This window comes from Cyclobacteriaceae bacterium (genome assembly GCA_030584025.1).
Lineage (GTDB): Bacteria > Bacteroidota > Bacteroidia > Cytophagales > Cyclobacteriaceae > UBA2336.
Genome location: CP129487.1, coordinates 3,015,244 through 3,036,027 on the forward strand (window position 1 = coordinate 3,015,244; position 20,784 = coordinate 3,036,027).

General features: G+C 43.6%; 14 protein-coding genes. 1 reads left to right on the forward strand and 13 read right to left on the reverse strand.

The features are described 5' to 3' along the window. Positions 1–170: 170 nt before the first annotated feature. From QY309_13620 to QY309_13675, 12 genes are all read right to left on the reverse strand, one after another. Positions 171–770 carry an InlB B-repeat-containing protein gene (locus tag QY309_13620; GenBank protein WKZ58901.1) on the reverse strand — a complete coding sequence of 200 codons (600 nt, stop codon included), beginning with the start codon at positions 768–770 and terminating at the stop codon, positions 171–173. A 35-nt stretch (positions 771–805) separates the two neighbouring features. Then, positions 806–2,305, reverse strand: a complete 1,500-nt coding sequence (locus QY309_13625) for a RagB/SusD family nutrient uptake outer membrane protein (GenBank protein WKZ58902.1) — start codon at positions 2,303–2,305, stop codon at positions 806–808. 13 nt (positions 2,306–2,318) lie between these two features. Further along, positions 2,319–5,504, reverse strand: a complete 3,186-nt coding sequence (locus QY309_13630) for a SusC/RagA family TonB-linked outer membrane protein (protein WKZ58903.1) — start codon at positions 5,502–5,504, stop codon at positions 2,319–2,321. Between the two features lie 152 nt (positions 5,505–5,656). After that, on the reverse strand, positions 5,657–7,594 hold the full coding sequence (locus QY309_13635) for an OmpA family protein (GenBank protein WKZ58904.1): 1,938 nt from the start codon (positions 7,592–7,594) through the stop codon (positions 5,657–5,659). Positions 7,595–7,603: 9 nt separating this feature from the next. Then, positions 7,604–8,203, reverse strand: a complete 600-nt coding sequence (locus QY309_13640) for an aminotransferase class IV (protein ID WKZ58905.1) — start codon at positions 8,201–8,203, stop codon at positions 7,604–7,606. Continuing rightward, positions 8,187–9,155 (reverse strand): aminodeoxychorismate synthase component I, encoded by a 969-nt coding sequence (locus tag QY309_13645; protein ID WKZ58906.1) that lies wholly within the window; start codon positions 9,153–9,155, stop codon positions 8,187–8,189. The genes QY309_13640 and QY309_13645 overlap by 17 nt, the downstream gene beginning before the upstream one ends. 8 nt (positions 9,156–9,163) lie before the next feature. Then, positions 9,164–9,745 (reverse strand): 7-carboxy-7-deazaguanine synthase QueE, encoded by a 582-nt coding sequence (locus QY309_13650; GenBank protein WKZ61705.1) that lies wholly within the window; start codon positions 9,743–9,745, stop codon positions 9,164–9,166. A gap of 61 nt (positions 9,746–9,806) precedes the next feature. Continuing rightward, a complete protein-coding gene (locus QY309_13655; protein ID WKZ58907.1) occupies positions 9,807–10,694 on the reverse strand; it encodes a bifunctional 5,10-methylenetetrahydrofolate dehydrogenase/5,10-methenyltetrahydrofolate cyclohydrolase in 888 nt (295 codons plus the stop codon). Positions 10,695–10,712: 18 nt separating this feature from the next. Further along, positions 10,713–12,497 carry a translation elongation factor 4 gene (gene lepA, locus QY309_13660; protein ID WKZ58908.1) on the reverse strand — a complete coding sequence of 595 codons (1,785 nt, stop codon included), beginning with the start codon at positions 12,495–12,497 and terminating at the stop codon, positions 10,713–10,715. A gap of 76 nt (positions 12,498–12,573) precedes the next feature. Then, the gene (locus QY309_13665) at positions 12,574–13,029 is read right to left on the reverse strand and encodes an RES family NAD+ phosphorylase (GenBank protein ID WKZ58909.1); all 456 of its coding nucleotides are present in this window, start codon (positions 13,027–13,029) and stop codon (positions 12,574–12,576) included. Then, entirely contained in the window at positions 13,026–13,508 is a 483-nt protein-coding gene (locus tag QY309_13670; GenBank protein ID WKZ58910.1) for a DUF2384 domain-containing protein, read from the reverse strand. Before QY309_13670 ends, QY309_13665 begins: the two co-directional genes overlap by 4 nt. Positions 13,509–13,631: 123 nt before the next feature. Next, positions 13,632–15,209 carry an amidohydrolase family protein gene (locus QY309_13675; protein ID WKZ58911.1) on the reverse strand — a complete coding sequence of 526 codons (1,578 nt, stop codon included), beginning with the start codon at positions 15,207–15,209 and terminating at the stop codon, positions 13,632–13,634. Positions 15,210–15,440: 231 nt separating this feature from the next. Between QY309_13675 and QY309_13680 the strand changes: the two genes are divergently transcribed. Then, on the forward strand, positions 15,441–16,757 hold the full coding sequence (locus QY309_13680; GenBank protein ID WKZ58912.1) for an ammonium transporter: 1,317 nt from the start codon (positions 15,441–15,443) through the stop codon (positions 16,755–16,757). 9 nt (positions 16,758–16,766) lie between these two features. On the opposite strand, the gene QY309_13685 is transcribed toward QY309_13680, so the two are convergent. Beyond that, positions 16,767–20,762, reverse strand: a complete 3,996-nt coding sequence (locus QY309_13685) for an AAA domain-containing protein (GenBank protein WKZ58913.1) — start codon at positions 20,760–20,762, stop codon at positions 16,767–16,769. Positions 20,763–20,784 lie beyond the last annotated feature (22 nt).

Sequence of the window (20,784 nt, forward strand, 5' to 3'; positions counted from 1 at the left end):
GCTGGTTTTTTAAAGCAAATAGCTCAAACCATCCGCATCTTTACAAGTCTTCTCTTTCCGAAAACCTTAAACAACAAGAGGCTGCCATTTTTTATAATGACAGCCTCTTGTATTTCTAGCATTATTTAATCTGCTAATCTCCTAATAAGGATTTAGTTACCGGCCAAAACTTATTCCGGCACCCATTGAGCATATAGGGTAACATGAGCTGTACCCATGGCAAAAGTAGAACCCGCAGCGCGTGCAGTTCCTGAACCATTTGCAGCGGTATTCCAACCGTTAAAAATAAAACCGGTTCTCGTCAAAGTGCCTACACCAGCAACCGTAACAGTAGCCGCTTGTACATATACATTACCATCAACAGGTGCAGTTCCTCCATCGCTACCATTTCCGTTATAAGTTACCGTGTAACCCCATCTGGCAGTAACTGTATAGGTAGAAGATGGCAAGGTCATTGGAATAGTAAAACTGCTGCCGGGTTGATGCACGGCAGTCGAACCTGGTACTGACCATCCGGCAAATAAAAGCCCGTTAGTCCTTTGCAGGTTACCAGTATTTCCAAGGAGGGTAACTTGATCGCCCAGTTTATAGTTGGTTTCATCAACCGGAACAGTACCCGTGGTTGTCGCTTGCTCAGCTGTAGGGATAACATAAGTTGCTTTGACGATGACGTTAAATTCTCTTGTAACATCATCATCGGAACATCCCGATACAACAAGCAGCAGTAAGCCCATAGCCACAATCAAAAACTGCTTTATCATTTTCTTCATATTCAATGCGTTAATTAAAGTCATTAATATAATTATTAAGGGTTCTGCTGACCAGCTAAAGCTTTATTAGCATCCAATTCGGCACGCGGAATAAGATACTCCCAACGTACATCTCCTGCAGGTACATCAAACAAACCCCCGATTACAGCTGATACGTGATTGGATCCGTTTCGGTTAAGCGGAAGATTCATGCGCTTCAAATCGAAGAACCGGAAACCTTCTCCCCACAATTCTATCCTTCTATGGAACAAAATTTCATCAATCAAGGCTGTTCCTGTATTGGTAGAGGTTACATAATTAGGATCACGTGTACTCACTAAAGCAAACAGCGTATTTTGTGCAGCAGTTTCCTTAGCCCCACCCTGCCTTGCCTGTGCCTCAGCTTCAATCAAATACATTTCAGCCGCTCTCATAAAAGGAACGTCACCCATATAGCTGGTGGCAGGGGCCGCTACATCAAGCCTAAATTTTTGTGTCATATAGGCTGGTTTAATGCCGCCTGGAGGAGCAATTGTATTAGGGTCATTTGCCGTTGCTGCCCACATTGTTTTCCTTACATCAGTAGCCGGAATTTGATTATATAATGCACTACTTATACATCTAGGATTAAGTCTGATAGCCGTTGAATTAAAGTTACAGGACATATAAGAGTGAAAACCCCAGAAAAACGCTGTTTGATCTTCAAGATGATCAATTCCCCACATCCATTCTCCCATGGTAATGTTCGAGAAACCTGATTGATATTCCGCGGGAGTCATTAATGTAACACCCTGGCGGGCCTCATTGGCCAGGGTTTCTGCCAATGCCCAATTTTGCTGAACAAGGGCAACTCTTGCCTTAAGACCTTTAGCCACTTCTTTATCGGCATGAGATTTATTCACTGGTGTTGAAGGCAGCAAGTTAATGGCCACATCAAGATCGGCATTAATTTGCGCATAAACTTCTTCAACCGTTGCTCTGGGTTGCCCTTCGGTAGTAGGTGTTAGTACAAGCGGAACAGCCAGTTGACTATTATTAACACCGGCCTCGTACCGCTTACCATACATCTGAACCAAGAGAAAATAAGCGTAAGCCCGTAAGAAATGAACCTCGCCCTTTAACCGGTCTCTGTCAGCCTGCAAACCTGCAGCATTATCAATATTGGCAATAGCCGTGTTGGTGTTTCCGATTATCCTGTAATAGTAACGGTAGGGCATTGCTGTCGATACATTCACATCCGTTCTATGACCAATCCATCTTGCGTCATTTAAATGCCATGTATTGGTAGTGTTGGGCAGTACCAAATCATCGCCCATAGTATCCCATACATGCAACAAAGCGGTATGATTACCATATCCCTGCGAACCATATGTGCCATACTGTGCATAAAATGTGCGGATAATGCCATTTACGGCAGCCTCTGCATTTTTAGTCGTTAAGAACGCTGCACTGGCATCAACACTTGCCGTGGGGGCTGTGTCCAGATAATCTTCACCACACGATAATGTGAGGAAAGAAAACGCCACAAGAAGAAAAACTGAAATTTTACTTTTCATAACCATCATACTTTTAAAGTGTTAAAGAAGCTCCAAAAACAACACTCCTGGCAGGGCTATACACGTTACTTGTCGTACCGCCATAGTTCTGCTGCACATTCATACCATCCCTTTTCGAAAGGAACATCAGGTTCTCTCCACTTATATATACTTGTGCTCTGTTTAAGAACGCCTTACTAGCCCAATTTTTTGGAATTTCATAAGAAAGAGTAACTGAACGAAGGTTCAAAAAGCTGGCATCAATCAGCCACCTGTCCGAAGCTCCATTATAATCAGCTGTGCGGCCATCATCCATACGTGGCACATGCGAATTATTTAAGGTCCACACATTAGTTGGTTCACCTGGAAGCCATCTGTTCATAATATCCACATGCTTGGCGCTGCCAAATCCACCGGAACCCATCAGACTGGCATAAGCCCCATCATAAATTTTTCCACCAAGCTGGTAAACCGCTACAACCGACAGGGAGATACTCTTATACCGGAATGTATTCGTAAATCCTCCGGATAACTTAGGGATTGAAGTCCCGGCATAACGAAAACGGGCATTGGAAATAGACGATGTCAAGGTGTCTCCCTGCTCCGTAATAAATGAATTTGCAGGGTTATAGGTTTCAGCACGATAGAGCGCATCTCCATTGTCCGGTCTTACTCCCATGTATTCTCTTAACCAAAAATCATAAAGTGAACGGCCCTCTTTCAACTTTTTAGTGCCATCGATTATTTCTGGTGTTTCTTCAGGCATTTTGGTTATCTCATTCTTAAGTCTTGTTGCGTTTACATCCAATTGCCACGAGAAATCACCCAATTTCAATACTTCAGCGCCTATGGTTAATTCAATACCTCGATTCACCATCTGACCAATATTTTTAGTAACTGTGGTTACACCAGATGAAAGGGGCATGGGAACAGCGAAAATCAGGTCAGAAGAAGCCCTGTTAAAGTATTCAACTGTTCCTGTTATCCGGTTATTCAGTACACCAAATTCGAGAGCGATATCTGAAGCATCGCTTGATTCCCAGGTTAAATTGGGATTACCTAAACTGCCTTGCAAAATTCCAGGCTCACCCGCGTTATTCCAGCCTAAGTTATAAAGTGGTTGCCATGCATAGAAGCTAATCCCAGAGTCGTTTCCGGTTTGACCATAAGATGCCCTAAGTTTTAGCTGACTGATAACAGAAATATTTCGAATAAAATCTTCCTGATCCAATCTCCAGGCACCACTTATGGCTAAGAAATTACCCCAGCGTACATCTTTATTAAATTTACTAGATCCGTCTCTCCTTAAAGAAACTGATGCGAAATACTTCTCATTGAAATCATAGTTTATACGGGAGAGATAACCCTCCACTCTATACCTGTCCAAACTGCCAGTACCAGCCGTTAACACGGCAAAGTTGGAGAGCTCGATATTTCCTTCAAGCGACTGAGTTGACCTAGAGACGGAGACAAAATTTTCACGTCTGTTCCAGTTCTCATGGCCAAGAAGTACCGAAATATTATGAGAACCAAATGATTTGTTGTAAGTCAACAGTTCGTTGAAGTTGAAGTTAGAGATGTTGCTGAAACCATGGGTTGTACGACCAGCTGGAGCACCATCCCCGATTTCAGGATTTCCGTAGGTTACATCATTTTGATTGGTTAAATCTGCTCCTGCATTAAAGGTAAATTTGAAATCCTTCAAAAAAGAGATTTCAGTATACCCGCGAACACCCAACACATTCCTTCTAAAGAAATCCTCATTCAACTTAGTTTCGGCAATGGCATGCCGACCGCCATACTGCGGACGGTTAGGCAATCCCAATGCAGACATGTTACCATAATCATAGAATCTTTCACCGTCTCGCAACAAGAAAGATCCTGGGTTTGCCGGGTCAAAGGCGTAAACAGGAAAAATGGGGCCCATGCCTCTGGAGAAAAAGAAAGGATTAACAAATGAAGTACCCCCGTCAGCAGCTGACTGTCTTGACTCGGTAATTGTAGTGGATAAATTTCCACCGGTTTTAAGCCAGCTATTGATTTGAGTATTGTAATTGATACGGGCAGTGTATCGCTCATAATCCGATTTGATTTGGTAACCCAAATCCTTAAGATAAGATAGTGATATATAAAAATCAGACTTTTCAGAACCACCGGAGAAATTCAAATTAATTTCATCCCGGTTGCCACGTCTCATAATCGGAGCTTCCCAGTCCAAATCACTCAGACTGTATAGAAGTCTCGCATTAGGGTTCATTACGCCATTGGCATCCACCAACTGGTCAAACGGAACATCGTAAACATTATACCTAACATTTGTACCTAATGTTGCCGAGGCGTTGGCACCTGCTGTTGCCAAAGCTTGGCCAGTTCCAGTGCCAGTTGTTGTAAATGCTAAATTGTTTCGTAACATTTCCCACATAAGTGGGTAATATTCATCAGGGCCAACACGATCATACTCCTGTAAACCACGGGTACTAAAGCCCTTGGTGTAACGTAAATTAATTGTTCCTCCTTCCTTACTCTTTCCTTTCTTGGTTGTTATCATCACCACACCGTTTGCTGCTCGCGAACCATACAGAGCCGTAGAGGCTGCATCTTTTAATACAGTTAAGGTCTCAATGTCATCGGCACTCAGGTTGGCAATACTTGCGGTATAGGGAACACCATCCACAACATATAAAGGGGAATTGCCTGCGCCAATTGAACTGAAACCACGAATCCGAATATCAGGGGCAGCTCCAGGCTGACCTGTAGCGGACGTGGTTGTTACACCAGCCGTTGAACCCGCGATAGCAGTAATAACATTACTAAGAGGACGAGTAGCGATATTCTCAGCAGTTATTTGAGAATACGATCCTGTGAAAGAAGATCTTTTTGCCTCTCCAAAGGTTGTAACAACCACCTCGCTAAGTTGTGTTGCATCAAGAACAAGAGAAGCATCTACAATACTCCTGTCACCGATTACAATTTCCTGAGTTTGTAGCCCAACAAAGGAGAAAACAAGTATACCACCTGATGCCGGAACAGAAATCGAATACCTTCCATCAGCATCAGTTGCTGTACCAATTGATGTGCCTTTAAGCACAACGTTTACACCCGGTAGTGTGGATCCATCCTCTGTGGAGGTCACCCTACCGGAGACTGTACGATTTTGTGCGAATACATTGCCTGCAGCAATGAACAGCACCATCGAACTCAAGAGTAAAAGTCTCTTCATTCTTGTAAGTTTTTAGGTTAATAATTAATTAAGTTTTAAGTCATCAAACATATTACAAAATTTTTGAATGATGAATAGTTCAGAACAAAGATTTTTGTTCTGATAAAACCCCAAACAAACGTTTGCAGAGATGGCTCTGCCCTAATAGTACCCTATTTTATTTGGAATTCAATTCGCCTGTTCTCCTGCCGCCCGCTTTCGGTCTCATTAGAAGCTTTAGGGTTTGATTGGCCATACCCTTTCCAGGATAGCTTATCCTTAATTACTCCATTGTTTACCAGATAATTATAAACAGAAAGTGCCCTTTTTTCGGAGAGTTGGTGGTTATAGGAAGGGCTGCCAGTGTTGTCGGTGTGGCCGCCTATTTCAATGCGAATCTGGGGGTTCTCATTCAGGAACCGAATAATCTTTTGAAGTTCGGTTATTGATTTATCTTTCAGATCATACTTATCGGTATCGAAAAAGATGTTTTTCAGCACTACAGACGAGCCCTTTGCCGCTTTCTCCAGCTCGAAATCCATAACAATAGGCTCGAAATCGGTGGTCTCTGCATAGTTGAAATTTGAGCTGGTGAACAGATAACCCTGTTTGTTAACATAAAGAGCATACTCTGCTCCTTGCGTCAATACCATCAGGTACTCTCCCGTCAACGAATCCGACTCCACCAAGGCTTCCCGCTGATTCGTTTCTATGTTAAACAACTCTATCCGTGCTTTTAACGGAGATTGTTTCACCTTATCCTTAACCGTGCCTCGCACGTAGTTACTTTTTGATTTCACCTGCTGATCGGGAGGAATAGCAATTTCGTAGAGCTTACTTTTTGTTCCTGATTCAACCAACTCTTCATGAGAGTAATACCCTTTGGCTCCATCTGCCGTAATAAAAAAGGAAAACTGATCTTCATAGTCGTTTACCGGCTTTCCCATGTTAACCGGAACCGACCATAAATCACCCGCTCTTTCTGAATAGAAAATATCATACCCGCCAAAACCGGTATGCCCCTTTGAAGCGAAATACAATACCTTATTATTGGCATGGATAAAAGGAGAAATCTCATCATGCACGGAATTGATGGGCGCACCCAGATTTCTGGCTTTTGTCCACTGACCTTGCTCATCCAAGGTTGATACCCATATGTCGCGCCTGCCGTAACCGCCTCTCCTATCGGATACATAGTAGAGTGTCCTTCCATCGGCTGATAATGCGGGTTGCGATTCCCACTCGGTTGAATTTACCATGGGGCCCAGGTTTACAGGCACCGTCCATTCCTTTCCAATTTTTACGCTTTCATATAAATCGCAGCTTCCCAGGCTTTGCCGTCCCACGCAAGAAGTAAAAATCAATTTTCTGCCATCAGCCGAGATGGTGCAGGTTCCTTCATTTAAAGAAGAGTTAATATTCTTTGAAATGGATTCAGGCGTCATCCAATTACCCTTTCCATCCTTCTTTGAAATCACAATATCCTCATCGTGTTCACCACCCGTTCCCAATCTTCTGGTAAAAATCAATTCTTGCTGATCGGCTGTAAGCACCGGAAAATACTGCATGGCAAAGCTGTTCACGGTGTCGCTCAATGGTTTCAGCTTATAAGCCGAGCGGACTTCAGCATTCGCTTTGGCAAAATTGGCATTGTTCAGTAATTGATTGGCTCGCTCTGCTTTTTGAAGATTTTGTTTCTCTGCGTTAATGAAATCGGTCAGGTATTGAATGGCGCGGTCATACTTACCGGTAATCAGATTTGCTTCCCCCAGATCAAACCAATACACTTTTTGCTTCCGCGGATCAGTAGTCAGCGACAATCCCTTTTCAAAATTTGAAATTGCAGTAGGATAATTTTTTATGGTCATGTAAACCAAGCCTAATCTGTAATAGGCTTCAGCAAAATTTTTATCCTTGGCAATGGCTTGTTCAAGCAAATCTATTGCCTGGGCATGTTGAAGACGAACCCGGTAATTGTCGGCCTCGTTATACAACTCAATTGCTTTTTTAGATTTTGTACTTAGTTGCGCCTGAGCCGATACATTTGAACCAACACCCAGCAAAACAATCACCGCAAGTCCCTTGACCAGATTTTCTACACGTACCATCATGCGTTAAAACTAAAAAACAATCTGTGATACAGAAAGCTCCGGCCCCTCAAAACCTAATAAGGCATTGACCAACTTCACTTTCTTAAACAACGGAATTTGATCAACCAGAATTGCATCTTCATGAATTACACCTGAGTCCAGCAAAAATTGGCGCATGATGCCTTTCAATAAGGGTTGCGCAGGCGTAATCCACCTCAATCCATCATAAAACACAACATTGCTGTACGATGCATCCGTAACAAATCCATTTTTCACAATCAGAATATCATCGCAATCGTTTCGCTGAGCAAAAAGATTATTCAAAGAAGAGCGGTCCTCGAATTTCAGTGAATAATCTATTGTGTTATCACAAATAATTTTAAGTGAGGTGATTGTTCTGAGTTCATAAGGTGTTATTGTCATTTCAGCCACACCCGTTTCTGAATAAACAATCCGGCACTTGAATTTTCCGGTAGCCGGTAAATTGTGTTCCTGAAGAACAGATGCCAACTGAATTTTATTCACCGTACCCGAAAGCGATAACACCGACTGGTCCATACGCTGTTGATGGTAGTGGAGATTAAAGCATTCACCATCTTCCAATCGTATCGATTCAATTAACCGGAACATAAATCTTGTCTATGGCTTCCTTGTACTCCTGCATGGCATTACTTTGGGTGGTAATTCCTCCACCACTTCGATAAAAAAACTGATCGTTCGATTTTTCAATATACCGGATCATAACGGCACTATCCAGTTTTTCACCATCGTAATAGCCAAACACACCCGTGTAGTATCCGCGGTCTTCGCCTTCCGCCTCCCGAATTACTTCAAGCGTTTTTGGTTTGGGGGCACCACTCACCGAACCAGCTGGAAGCAGCGCAACCAGTATTTCGCCTAATCGTGAATGATAATCATCTGAAAGTTGGCCACAAATTTCCGAGCTAACCTGCAGTAAGTTTTTCTGATTGGTTTTTAATTCCTCAATATACCGAAATCGTGAAACAGTAACATTGGTTGCCACCTGACTCAAATCATTCCGGATTAAATCGACAATGGTAATATGCTCTGCTTCTTCTTTTTTATCCGATAAAATTATGGAAGCCGCGTTTGGCATTCGTGCATCGATTGTCCCTTTCATCGGAAAGGAAAAAATCTTACCATCCGTTATGCGAATAAATGTTTCGGGTGAGAATACCAGAAACTCATTCTTGAACAAAAGCTTGTAACGCGCTTCACTTGCAAAAAAGATTTCTCGCAGCGAAGCATTCAATTCGATTGGCGTTTTAACAGTCAGGTTTGTGAGAAAAGTATCGCCATATAAAAGATGACTATATACTTTATCAAAACGCCTGTTATACTCCGCAACTGAAACCGGATGCTTCACCAATTTAACCATGGTTTTACTGCTCGATTGATCTGTATTGCTAACGTGATTGAATCTAAATAAAATAGAAGCAGGATCAACTTCATCCAACCGAAAAGCCAAAGGCTTTTTCATTTCAAAATCAACGATAAACAGAAAGGGTGTTCGCTCAGCGCCCCACGCATTTAATTGTTGAGCAAAAGATTCAATAGTCATGCGCAGCCTTACGGGATGTTCATGTACTTATGCACCTGGAGTGAAATGCGCCATTCAGGATGGGCTTTAACATAATCAATGATCAACGGTAACATATCTTTCTCTTTTGACCATTCAGGTTGCAGAAAAAGTTTGCATTCAGCCTTTACCTTGCTTGCAAATTCTTCTGCCCATGCAAAATCACTCTTATTATAGATAATCACCTTCAACTCATCTGCCTGTTGATAAATGGATGCATCAGGAGCTTTAAACTTTTTCGGTGAAAAACAAACCCAATCCCAAATTCCGGTTAATGGATAAGCACCTGATGTCTCGATATGCGTTCGCAGCCCAGCCTCCTTTAATGATTCAGTCAATTCGCTAAGATTGTACATGGCGGGTTCACCGCCCGTGATCACAGCGATTTCACTTCCACTGCTTTTCGCTTTGCTTACCATTTCCTCAATGGAAACTTTCGGATGCTGATCCGCATCCCAGGATTCTTTTACATCACACCACACACATCCTACATCGCACCCACCTAACCGGATAAAGTAAGCCGCATGGCCCTGATAAAATCCCTCACCTTGAATGGTATAGAAATCTTCCATTAGCGGAAGCGATGCATTCAAAATTTCAGATTTCGAATTCAAAATTCAGATTTAGAATTTTCTAAGAATTTCTTAGCTCAGTGGCGCGCAGTGTATTCAATAATAAGGAAGCAATCGTCATCGGGCCAACACCACCGGGAACGGGTGTAATCAATGAACACTTAGGCGCTACATTTTTAAAATCTACATCACCTTTTATGGCGTAACCGTTTTTGTATTGCGGGCCTTCTACACGCGTGGTGCCTACATCTATCACAACTGCACCTTCTTTAACCATATCGGCTGTAATCAATCCGGGTTTGCCCACGGCAACTACGAGTATATCAGCCTGCTTCGTAAAATTCTTTAACTCCCTCGTATACTTATGGCAAACAGTTACTGTGGCACGACCTTGTTCCACCAACATCATGCTAAGTGGTGCACCCACCAACCGACTGGCACCAACCACTACACAATTTTTACCTTCAGTCTCCACCTTGTATCGCTTCAATAGCTCTATCACACCAAAGGGTGTTGCCGGCATGAGTAATGGATTTTTAGATACGATGCTTCCGAAGTTTCTATTTGTGAACCCATCTACATCTTTTTCAGGCCGAATGTGTTCCGTTATTTTTTCTACCGAGATGTGCGCAGGTAATGGAAGTTGAACGATAAAGCCATCCACATCCGGATCTTTGTTCACCTGATCAATGTGCTTCAATAATTTATCCTCACTGATGGTATCGGCAAAACGCATCATGGTATAATGAAAACCTACCTCCTTGCACGCCTTCACTTTGTGATCTACGTACGTCTGACTAGCACCATCATCGCCTACCAGAATAATGGCCAGGTGCGGAATTTTCTTGCCTTCACTTTTTAATTCGTGCACACGTTGTGTGATCTCTTCTTTGATCTGTGAGGCAATTTTACGTCCGTCAATTAAGGTATATGTTTTTTCGTCAACCATGAAGTTGTAATTAATTGATTAATCAATCTTCAACACAGCCATAAACGCTTCCTGCGGAATTTCAACATTACCAACCTGGCGCATACGCTTTTTACCCTTCTTCTGCTTCTCCAACAATTTACGCTTACGCGAGATGTCCCCGCCATAACATTTTGCCAATACGTTTTTGCGCATGGCCTTCACCGTTTCGCGGGCAACAATTTTTTGTCCGATAGCAGCCTGAATAGCAATTTCAAACATTTGGCGTGGCAACAACTCACGCAATTTCTCACATAACTTCTTACCCCACTCATACGCCTTGCTGCGGTGTACAATAGCAGACAGTGCATCTACTTTTTCACCATTCAACTGAATATCCAACTTCACCATATCCGATTCACGGAAACCAATCAGGTGGTAATCCAGAGAAGCATAGCCCTTGGAGATGGTCTTAAGTTTATCAAAGAAGTCAAATACGATTTCTGCCAGCGGCATCTCAAACGACATCTCTACACGATCGGTTGTCAGGTAGGATTGATTCTTGATCACCCCGCGCTTATCCATGCATAATTTTATGATGCCGCCAATGAATTCCGATTTGGTAATAATCTGTGCTTTGATGTAGGGTTCTTCAATATGATCAACCGTGTTCGGATCAGGCATTTCGGATGGGGCATTGATTTCATACATGGATCCGTCCGTACGAATGGCATGGAATTGCACGGAAGGTACTGTCGTGATCACCGTCATGTCGAACTCACGCTCCAGGCGTTCCTGAATAATTTCCATGTGCAACATGCCGAGGAATCCGCAACGGAAACCAAAACCCAAAGCAGCCGAAGTTTCAGGTTCCCACACAAGCGAAGCGTCATTCAACTGGAGTTTTTCCATAGATGCACGCAATTCTTCAAACTCGGTTGTATCTACCGGATAGATACCCGCAAAAACCATCGGCTTAACGTTTTCAAAGCCTTTGATTGCCACACCCGGTTTATCAATGTGCGTGATGGTATCCCCCACTTTCACTTCCTTGGCTTCTTTAATGCCTGAAATCAGATAGCCCACATTTCCGGCACCGATTTCATTTTTGGGAAGCTTGTTTATTTTCAATACGCCAATTTCATCAGCTTCGTAGGTTTTGCCCGTGCTTACAAATTTTACTTTATCCCCTTTCTTGATTGAACCATTGAACACACGGAAATACACTTCGATTCCACGAAACGAATTAAACACCGAATCGAAAATCATAGCCTGGAGAGGCGCTTTCGGATCGCCTTTCGGAGGCTTGATGCGGTGTACCACAGCTTTCAAAATATCCTCAATACCAATACCTTCTTTAGCGCTGGCGCGAATCACATCTTCTGGTTTGCATCCGATCAGGTCTACAATCTCATCGGTCACCTCCTCCGGCATAGCGTGAGGCAAATCAATCTTATTCATCACCGGAATAATTTCCAGGTCGTGCTCAAGGGCGAGGTATAAATTAGAGATGGTCTGGGCCTCAATACCCTGACTGGCATCTACAATTAATAAGGCGCCCTCACAGGCCGCTATCGATCGGGAAACCTCGTACGAAAAGTCAACGTGGCCGGGGGTATCAATCAGGTTTAAGATGTATTCCTTGCCATCCAGTGTATAATTCATCTGAATAGCATGTGCCTTAATAGTAATGCCCTTTTCACGCTCCAAATCCATGTTATCCAGTACCTGGGCCTGCATTTCGCGTTGCGTAAGCGTACCGGTAAACTCCAATAAGCGGTCGGCTAACGTGCTTTTACCGTGGTCAATATGGGCTATTATGCAAAAATTGCGGATGTTTTCCATACCCGTCTGTTCCTCAAAATTTTAGAACTGCAAAAGTAGCAATTCGGGGCTGATTAATTCGAAAAATCAATAACGGCTAACGAACTATCCGCTGGTCGAGCCTGAGGGGATAAACCTTCCACTTTACCTTTCTGAATTCCTTTGAGATCGGATTTAAAACCAAGGTAGAAGAAGACGGATCAACCACTGAGGGTACCTCAAAGCAAAGGGTACCCTGTTTTAAAAGTTCAGTACCATATTCCATAGAAATCCTTGATGCGGGTATGGCATTCCAGCCTTCCGGCAACTCTTTTAAATCAGGTTTAACCACGAACTCATCCGGACAATTAAACTCCATTACGGAATACAACACATAACGCTCCGCTGCAAACAGCTCTGGGTCAATCGTCAAACGTTCCAGCATGGCTGCCGAAACCGAATTGCTGCCATATAAAGCCGGGTGGCCGGGTAAGTTCCACCTGCCGCCATACCGTTTTGCTCCCTCACCACTAGTATCACAAAACTCCGTTCGGGCCAACCGGTAAATGATCATACGGCAATACCGTGTTGCATCCGCATGATTTCGGTTTTTAGAAGCGTGACCCCTTCGGTGACATCAATTAAATTAATGGGCTTAATGTTGCCAATACTAAACAGCGGGCGATCCATCCATCTGCGAAAGCCCTCTTCACCGAAGTACTCAATACCCATGGCATAAAGCTCAGCCAGGGCATACATTTTTTCCGATTGTACCACATCAAAAACGGCTGTGCGTTGAATAGTTTTAGAAGAAACCGATAAAGCCGAAGCCAGGGTTTCGTTATCAAGGCCTGTTACTTCCTTTAGGCGATCAAAAGATTTTTTACGCAACCCTTTACGGAACGTATCAACCCGGTTTAATGGCTCATTCACCTTGATGGATTCGATATCTAAAAGCTGGTGAACAGCCGATTGTTGCGCCTTTTCGTAAGCCACTGCCGGTTCATGCAGGGAAGTGGTTGTGCCTTTTCGGGTATATTTTCTCGCTTTCATGGCCTCGGGAAATTTGTCCACTAATATAACGTATTTTGTCCTATATACGTTTCCTTCCTAAGAAAATAAAAAAGGGCCGTAAAAACGGCCCCTAATAAAAAGTAAGAAATTTTGAATTTCTGATTAATCCATTCCCGGCTGCTTCAACACAAATCCGGTTTTGGCCTTTTCATCGGCAACAATTTTACGAACATCAGCCAATAGCTTTTTGGCATCGTAGACAATACCATCTTTAATGGTGTATTTCACGCCTCCAACCCGAATAGCTTTATTGTCATCCGATAGTTTAATAGCACCCGTTCCATACAACACCTGAAGGTTTTCCAGAGGATTCTGATCAACAATTACAAAATCGGCAAGTTTGCCTACTTCAACTGAGCCCAGATCTTTTTCAACACCAAGCGCCTGCGCGCCATACAACGTGGCCGAACGAATTACTTCCAGCGGATGAAAGCCTGCTTCGCGCAACAGTTCCAACTCACGGATGTAAGCAAATCCATATAACTGAAAAATAAAACCTGAATCAGATCCTGTTGTAACACGACCGCCACGGTTTTTATATTCATTCACAAACTTCATCCATAACGCATAATTCTCGCGCCAGTTAACCTCTTGTTCCGTTCCCCAGGCAAACCAGTAGGAACCGTGCGCCCGTCTGTTCGGTTGAAAGAAACTCCAAAGTTGCGGTAAGGTATATTCTTCATGCCACTCCGCCCTGCGTGCGCGGTGCAAATCGCGACTGGCTTCATATATGTTAAAGGTTGGATCAAGTGTAAAGTCGAGCTTCAATAATTCATTCATTACATTGTTCCAATGTTCAGAATACGGAGCTGCAGCTTGCTTCCACAAATTGCCTGCATTTTCAAACCGGTGTTGCTCATTCTGATAATTATAATCAAGCGGATAATCCTGAATGGTGCGATCAACAAACAATGCCTCCGGTAAACCATACCAATGTTCCATTGAGGTTAACCCTGCTCTTGCCGATTTAAGCACATTCCAACGCGCCACATCCATCTGTGCATGGTGACAGGCTGAACGCAAGCCCAGTTTTTTATTTTCCTCCAAAGCAGCTTGCATGATATCAGGCGCAGCGCCAAAAAACTTAATACCATCTGCACCTTTTGCTTTGTTCGCCCTTACCCATTCGCGCGCCATTTCAGGCGTGCTGATGGGCTTATCACTACCCTGACCAAACGAAGTATAAGCATGAATACGCGGGGCGGTAATTGAGTTTGCAGCACTTTTCTTTTTATGATCCAGTACCCAGTTCAAACCATTGCCTGCCGAAGGATCGCGCACGGTGGTAATGCCGTGGCCCATCCATAATTTAAATACATATTCTGCATTTGGTGCTTGACCACCTCCAATATGTCCATGCATATCCACAAATCCGGGCATCAGGTACATGCCTTCTGCATTTAGTTCCTTTCCTCCAGTTTCAAGCTTGGGTCTTCGCTCTTCCGTAATCGGCACACCCGGATAACCGACAATCGCAATACGTTCAATGCGGTTTTGTCGGACAACAATATCAACCGGGCCAATTGGAGGCGCGCCTGTTCCATCAATTAAGGTTACACCACGGATGATCAGTTGGGTATGCGGGCCATCACCTTCTTTCACAGTAGGTGCATCAGAAATCCGGCCTTGGCCTAAAGTCAGCGTAGAGATTAATCCTACGAGGTAAAAAAGCTTTTTCATGGTAAGGTTTAAAGTTGTCAAGCTAAGCAAGTTCAAACGAAATCAAAATAAAGGCTTGACAGGCGGTTGGGACAGAAAACATGTCTGGGTCATCTTAAAATTTCATACTAATGGAAAATAAGGCATCGTTTTAACCATCATTCAACCGATTTCGGTAATTTTTTACTAAAAGTGGTTCATTTTTGAACCTTAAAATATGAAATTAACCCAAAATATAACCACTACAGGGTCATGAGTAAACCAAAAACGCGTTACATTATAATTTTCGGACTCATCATTTTATTGCAGATTCTCTCGCTTTTGAGTTCTACGCACGAGTCTGCCCCCACCGAAAACTCAAACCTCAATCAAGCGGATACTGCCTGGATGATTGTGGCCACTGCATTTGTGTTATTCATGACACCCGGCCTCTCCTTTTTTTATGGAGGAATGGTCAGTTTTAAGAATGTGATCTCTACCATGCTGCAAAGCTTTATTGCGTTGGGCGTGATTAGTCTGCTTTGGTATTTGGTTGGTTTTAGTCTGGCGTTTGGGGAGAGTTATCATGGGCTGATTGGGAACCCAACAACCTTCTTTAGTTTTAAAGGGGTTGGGTTATCCACGCATCCGGATTTCTCTCCTACCATTCCCTTCCTGATTTTCGCACTCTTCCAACTCAAGTTTGCCATCATCACACCAGCCCTGATCACCGGTAGTTTTGCCGAACGGGTAAAGTTTACTTCATACCTCATTTTCATGTGCCTGTTCTCATTATTTATCTATACCCCTTTAGCCCACTGGACATGGCACCCCGAAGGTTTCTTGCGGCAATGGGGCGTTCTTGATTTTGCTGGCGGAACGGTAGTACACATGTCGGCAGGATTTGCTGCACTGGCTGGCGCATACGTACTTGGCAAACGCGAGACAAAAAATCATCAACCTGCCAATATTCCCTTTATTATTCTCGGCACAGGTATGCTCTGGTTCGGTTGGTTTGGTTTCAATGCAGGTTCAGCATTGGGTGCAAATGTATTAGCCGTGCAGGCTTTTGGCACAACCAACATGGCTTCAGCCTCCGCCATGATTACCTGGGTTATGTTTGATGCGCTGGTCGGAAGAAGAATTTCTGCGATGGGCGCTTGCATTGGTGCTGTGGTGGGCTTGGTAGCCATTACACCAGCTGCCGGTTTCGTTACGATGGGGCAAAGTGTTTTCATCGGGTTTGTTGCGGCCATTGTCAGCAACCTGGCCGTTTACTATAAGCAACGCACTTCACTCGATGATACGCTGGATGTTTTCCCTTGCCATGGCGTGGGCGGCATTGTAGGCATGTTGCTTACGGGTGTATTTGCAGCCGATGTTGGATTGATTTATGGAACCTCCACTACATTTCTATATCACCTCCTGGCAATGGTCATTGTAGGTGTATTCACATTCTTTGGATCATTGTTGATTTTCAAAATCACTTCATGGATAACCAAACTCCGCGTAAGCAAGGATGAAGAAAGCATTGGATTGGATATTAGTCAGCATGCAGAAACATTAGGTGTGGTGCCCAGCCAAAACTAAGGTTCTTGATTAAGAAGACTCATTAAGCTGATAGATGTAGCGGGTTAGCTCATGTTGCACCCGTTCCCGTTCCATCCACCAGTTTCGGCTAAACACACGGTGATGCGTCCAGTGCTTTTGCTCAAGCAACTGCGGGGTATACACATGGGCATCTTTGATGGAATACATTTGCTCGTACAACACATCATCCGTAAGGATAATCCCTTCAGGTTTGTTGCCTTTGGTTAATGTAATATCTGCCGATGGTAGTCTTCCGCTTTCGAAAGCAAGAGATGTTTTCTCTGCCGCTGACCAACGAACAATGGCTGACCGCAAATACCAATCGGGGTTATGCTGATTTTGTTCAATTGTTGATGGTCTGAATTTTTGATCAGAGACTTGACGTGCATATTCAAGGTATTGCTTTAACAGTTTCGGGCCATCGTTCTGAATACCTTGTACACGCAACTCTTCCGGCCAGATACTGGAAACAACGATCACCTTTTCCCGGGCGCGCGTCACCGCCACATTCAACCGGTTTTCGCCACCTGCAACATTCAGGCTGCCGAATTGCATGCTCAGCTTTTTGTTTTTATCCGGAGCATAACCAATCGAAAAGATGATGACGTCCTTTTCATCGCCTTGAACGTTTTCAATATTCTTCACAAACAGCGACTCAGGAAATGATTGACCAGATGACAGGAATGCTTCGTCCAGCAGATCCATGATCAACATTTGCTGCGGAAGGTTGAACGTAACCACCCCGATTTCCTTACTGGGATATTCCCCGACATACTTCAAGACTACATCCACAACCTGTTGCGCCTCCATCGGATTGGTTTGGTTTTCCCACACACCATCAACTTTCCTGTATTCAATAGCCGGTTCATTCAAATCAAGAACCTGTTTATCGGGTAGCAATTGAAGTTTGTTATCATAAAAATGATGATTTGAAAAATCAATCAACTCAAGTGCCTTGCTTCGGTAATGCCCTCTCAGGTAAGTTGTTTCCAAATACCTGGATGAAAGTTCAAGCAATGAGTCTATCTCCAATTCAGGAGCTTCCGTCTCTTCCTCCAAGCGCGATTGATATAATTCAAACGGACGAAGTTGTTTATCATCACCCGCCACCAATACCTGGTTACCCCGGCACAATGCCGGAATACCACGCTCGGCAAAACATTGCGATGCTTCATCAAAAATGACTACATCAAAAAGTTGCTCCATCGGAAAAATAGCCGACACCGATTCAGGTGATGCCATCCAGCAGGGAACGATTTTGAATAACTCAGTATAGTATTCTGAAATTAATTTTCGCACAGGCCAGATTTTTTTCTTCTTGGTTACCTGATGGTGCAGGTCGCGATACGTAACCCGGTTATTCAACCGGTTATATTCTATGCTTTCGCAGATTCCTTCGCGGGCACGCAACAACAAAATCTCTTTGCTTAACGCCATCTTTTCGTCCGACAGGCGTTGCAGTTCTGATTGCACATCGTCCATCTTTAACGTGGAAGCCGAACGAAGCACCGGATACTTCATCTCCATGTGTTCTATCCAGGCAACACGCACACTATTTTGAAAAACTGAAACGAATGCATCCGCATCCCACCGTTGCATCTTATCAAACAACCTATCGATTGTTTCTTTCTCATGCGAAAGCAAACCTTCTTTAATCCGATCAAATTCACTCAGGTTATCGAAATCACGTTTCACCACATTGCTCCACTCATCTTTTTGATCAGGCTGATGGATAAGTTGGGTAATCTGGTATGGTGTTAAATGTTTTTGCCACCGCTCGCGATGCTCAGCTATCGGAGCCAGTATATCCATAATCTGCCAGATCTTCCGGATAAACTCATCGCGGTTGTAATTTGCCGGATGTATACCGTCCCGGATTTCGCGAAGCTCATTAAGGATAAGCTTGGCACGAACCGCAGCTTTCTGCTTTTCAAACCACTTTTTAAAACTCTTTTGCTGATAATCCTCGGGCATGTCAACCAGCCAGGTTTTGGCTTTAAGTGCCGTAAGGTGATGTTCGAGGTTAAGCCGGTTATCAATCCGTGCTTCGAGCGACTTAAGTCCTTTTTTATTGTACTCCAATCCGTTGCTGATCAGCACACGTTTAAGGAAAAATTTATGCTCTGAAAATAACTCCCAGCGAATCATGCGGATCAAGCTTCTCCTGGCGACCATGCGTTGTTGCAAAGCCCCCTGACAAACACCAATCTGATCGCTGCGCAACGAAACCTCCACACCATCACCCATAAAACAATTCATCACCAGCCGTTCCATGTTCTGCAGCCAGAGTAAACTGGTTTCATCATCGGTTTCATTAACCATGGTTTTAAAGAACTGATACGAGGACTCATCCGCCAAAAGCGTAATCATTTCATCCACATCAGGTCTTCGCTTGCTTAAAACCTCACAGTTCTCAAGATTTAATAAAATACCGGTAACCGATTCAAGCTGTTTACTGATTGAAGATTGAAAAGTTACTACATCCTGCACACAGGCCACGATCTCCTTTAAATCCGAAAGCGTGAAAGACGCAAATGAAGTTCTGTTTCGCCAGAAATAGTCATCCGCTTCAAACATAGAAGCATAGCGAACATATTGCTTCAGTCTGTTAACAAAATCATTTACCGTATCAAAATGAAATTGCTGATAGGATTGCGTAATGTTTATCCCATCAAGATTTGGGTTTGAAGTCAGGTATAATTCTTTAACACTTAGTCCGCATTCACTGTCATCAAACAAGGCTTTTCTGAATTCCTCCAGTTCTTCCGTAAGCTGATCAATGCGCCTACACACCTGAAAAAATTTTCGTTCGGTTTGAATGGCATCAATACTTCGGTTCAACATTTTGTATTCATCAACCCGATCAATTTGCCGCGCCACCTTCTGATAAATATCCTTTCGGTCGTCACGGAAATCATGAATCAATGCAAGGAAGTCGGCCAGACCAACCTGCGACAACCGGTTGTACACCACATCCAACGCCACACGCTTTTGACATACCAGCAACACGCGCTTACCAGAAGCGATGCAATCCGTGATCAGGTTACAAATCAATTGTGATTTACCTGTACCCGGTGGGCCTTGAACAACCAAGGAACGTCCGAGCTTGATGGATTTGATTGCATGTTCCTGCCAGGCATCCATCGGGAAAGCCGTGTGAATTTTCTCTTCCCGAACGGCCAGGTTCACCGAAACCGGGTTGTCGAAAAGCGGACCAACCTGTGTTGGGTTTCGTGATAAAAATATTTTATCGAAGGAGCTGTACTGATTTGTTTCAATTAACCGGAGGTAATCAGGCACAAGTTGTGACCCGGCTTGCGGAAAAATACCCAGCACCGCTTCGGGAAAAAGTTTGATCTCACCGGCTTTATGTGCTTCATCAAACTCATCCTTTTTAAATTCCTGAAAAGAAAGAAGCTGATCTGAAAAAGTATCCGGATTAAAATTTATTTCAATCCTGTCGCGAAGCAGTTGATAGAGTTGCGTTCTGAAAACCGTGCTATCGGTATCGAAATCTTCAAAGTCCGTTTCCAGCAGCGTATCATCAGGCTTGATTTCATTGAAGTGTGCAAAAGCCAGCAAAAAAGTCTTGTTGAAAGTAATGCCGGCATCCTTCCTGATTTTTAAAACCCAATCCGTTTTATCACGAAATAAAGAAACTGGAAAATAAAGCAAGGGTGCCCGAACCGGAGTTCCATCGGCAAACTTACCACGGGCTATTGGCCAGCCCACATGTAAATCATGCGAGCCACGCTCTTCAAAAATAAAATTATCAATGCGGTGAAGGCGCTTTAATTTCTCGCTTGCCACATTGGCTGCCTCCAGGCGACTATCCAATAACGGGCAAATCTTTTTTTCTTTTCCGGCAATCAGAGCATTAATAATGGAGAAGGCCGATTCGCCTTTCAATTGACTGAGTTGTTGCAAGTCCATCAACTGCTCACTGTGCAGGCGAAGCAATAACAACGACCGGCTGTTGCCGCTCAGGTTGGTCAGCCTTCGCATGTAGGCCTTAAGTATGGATTGC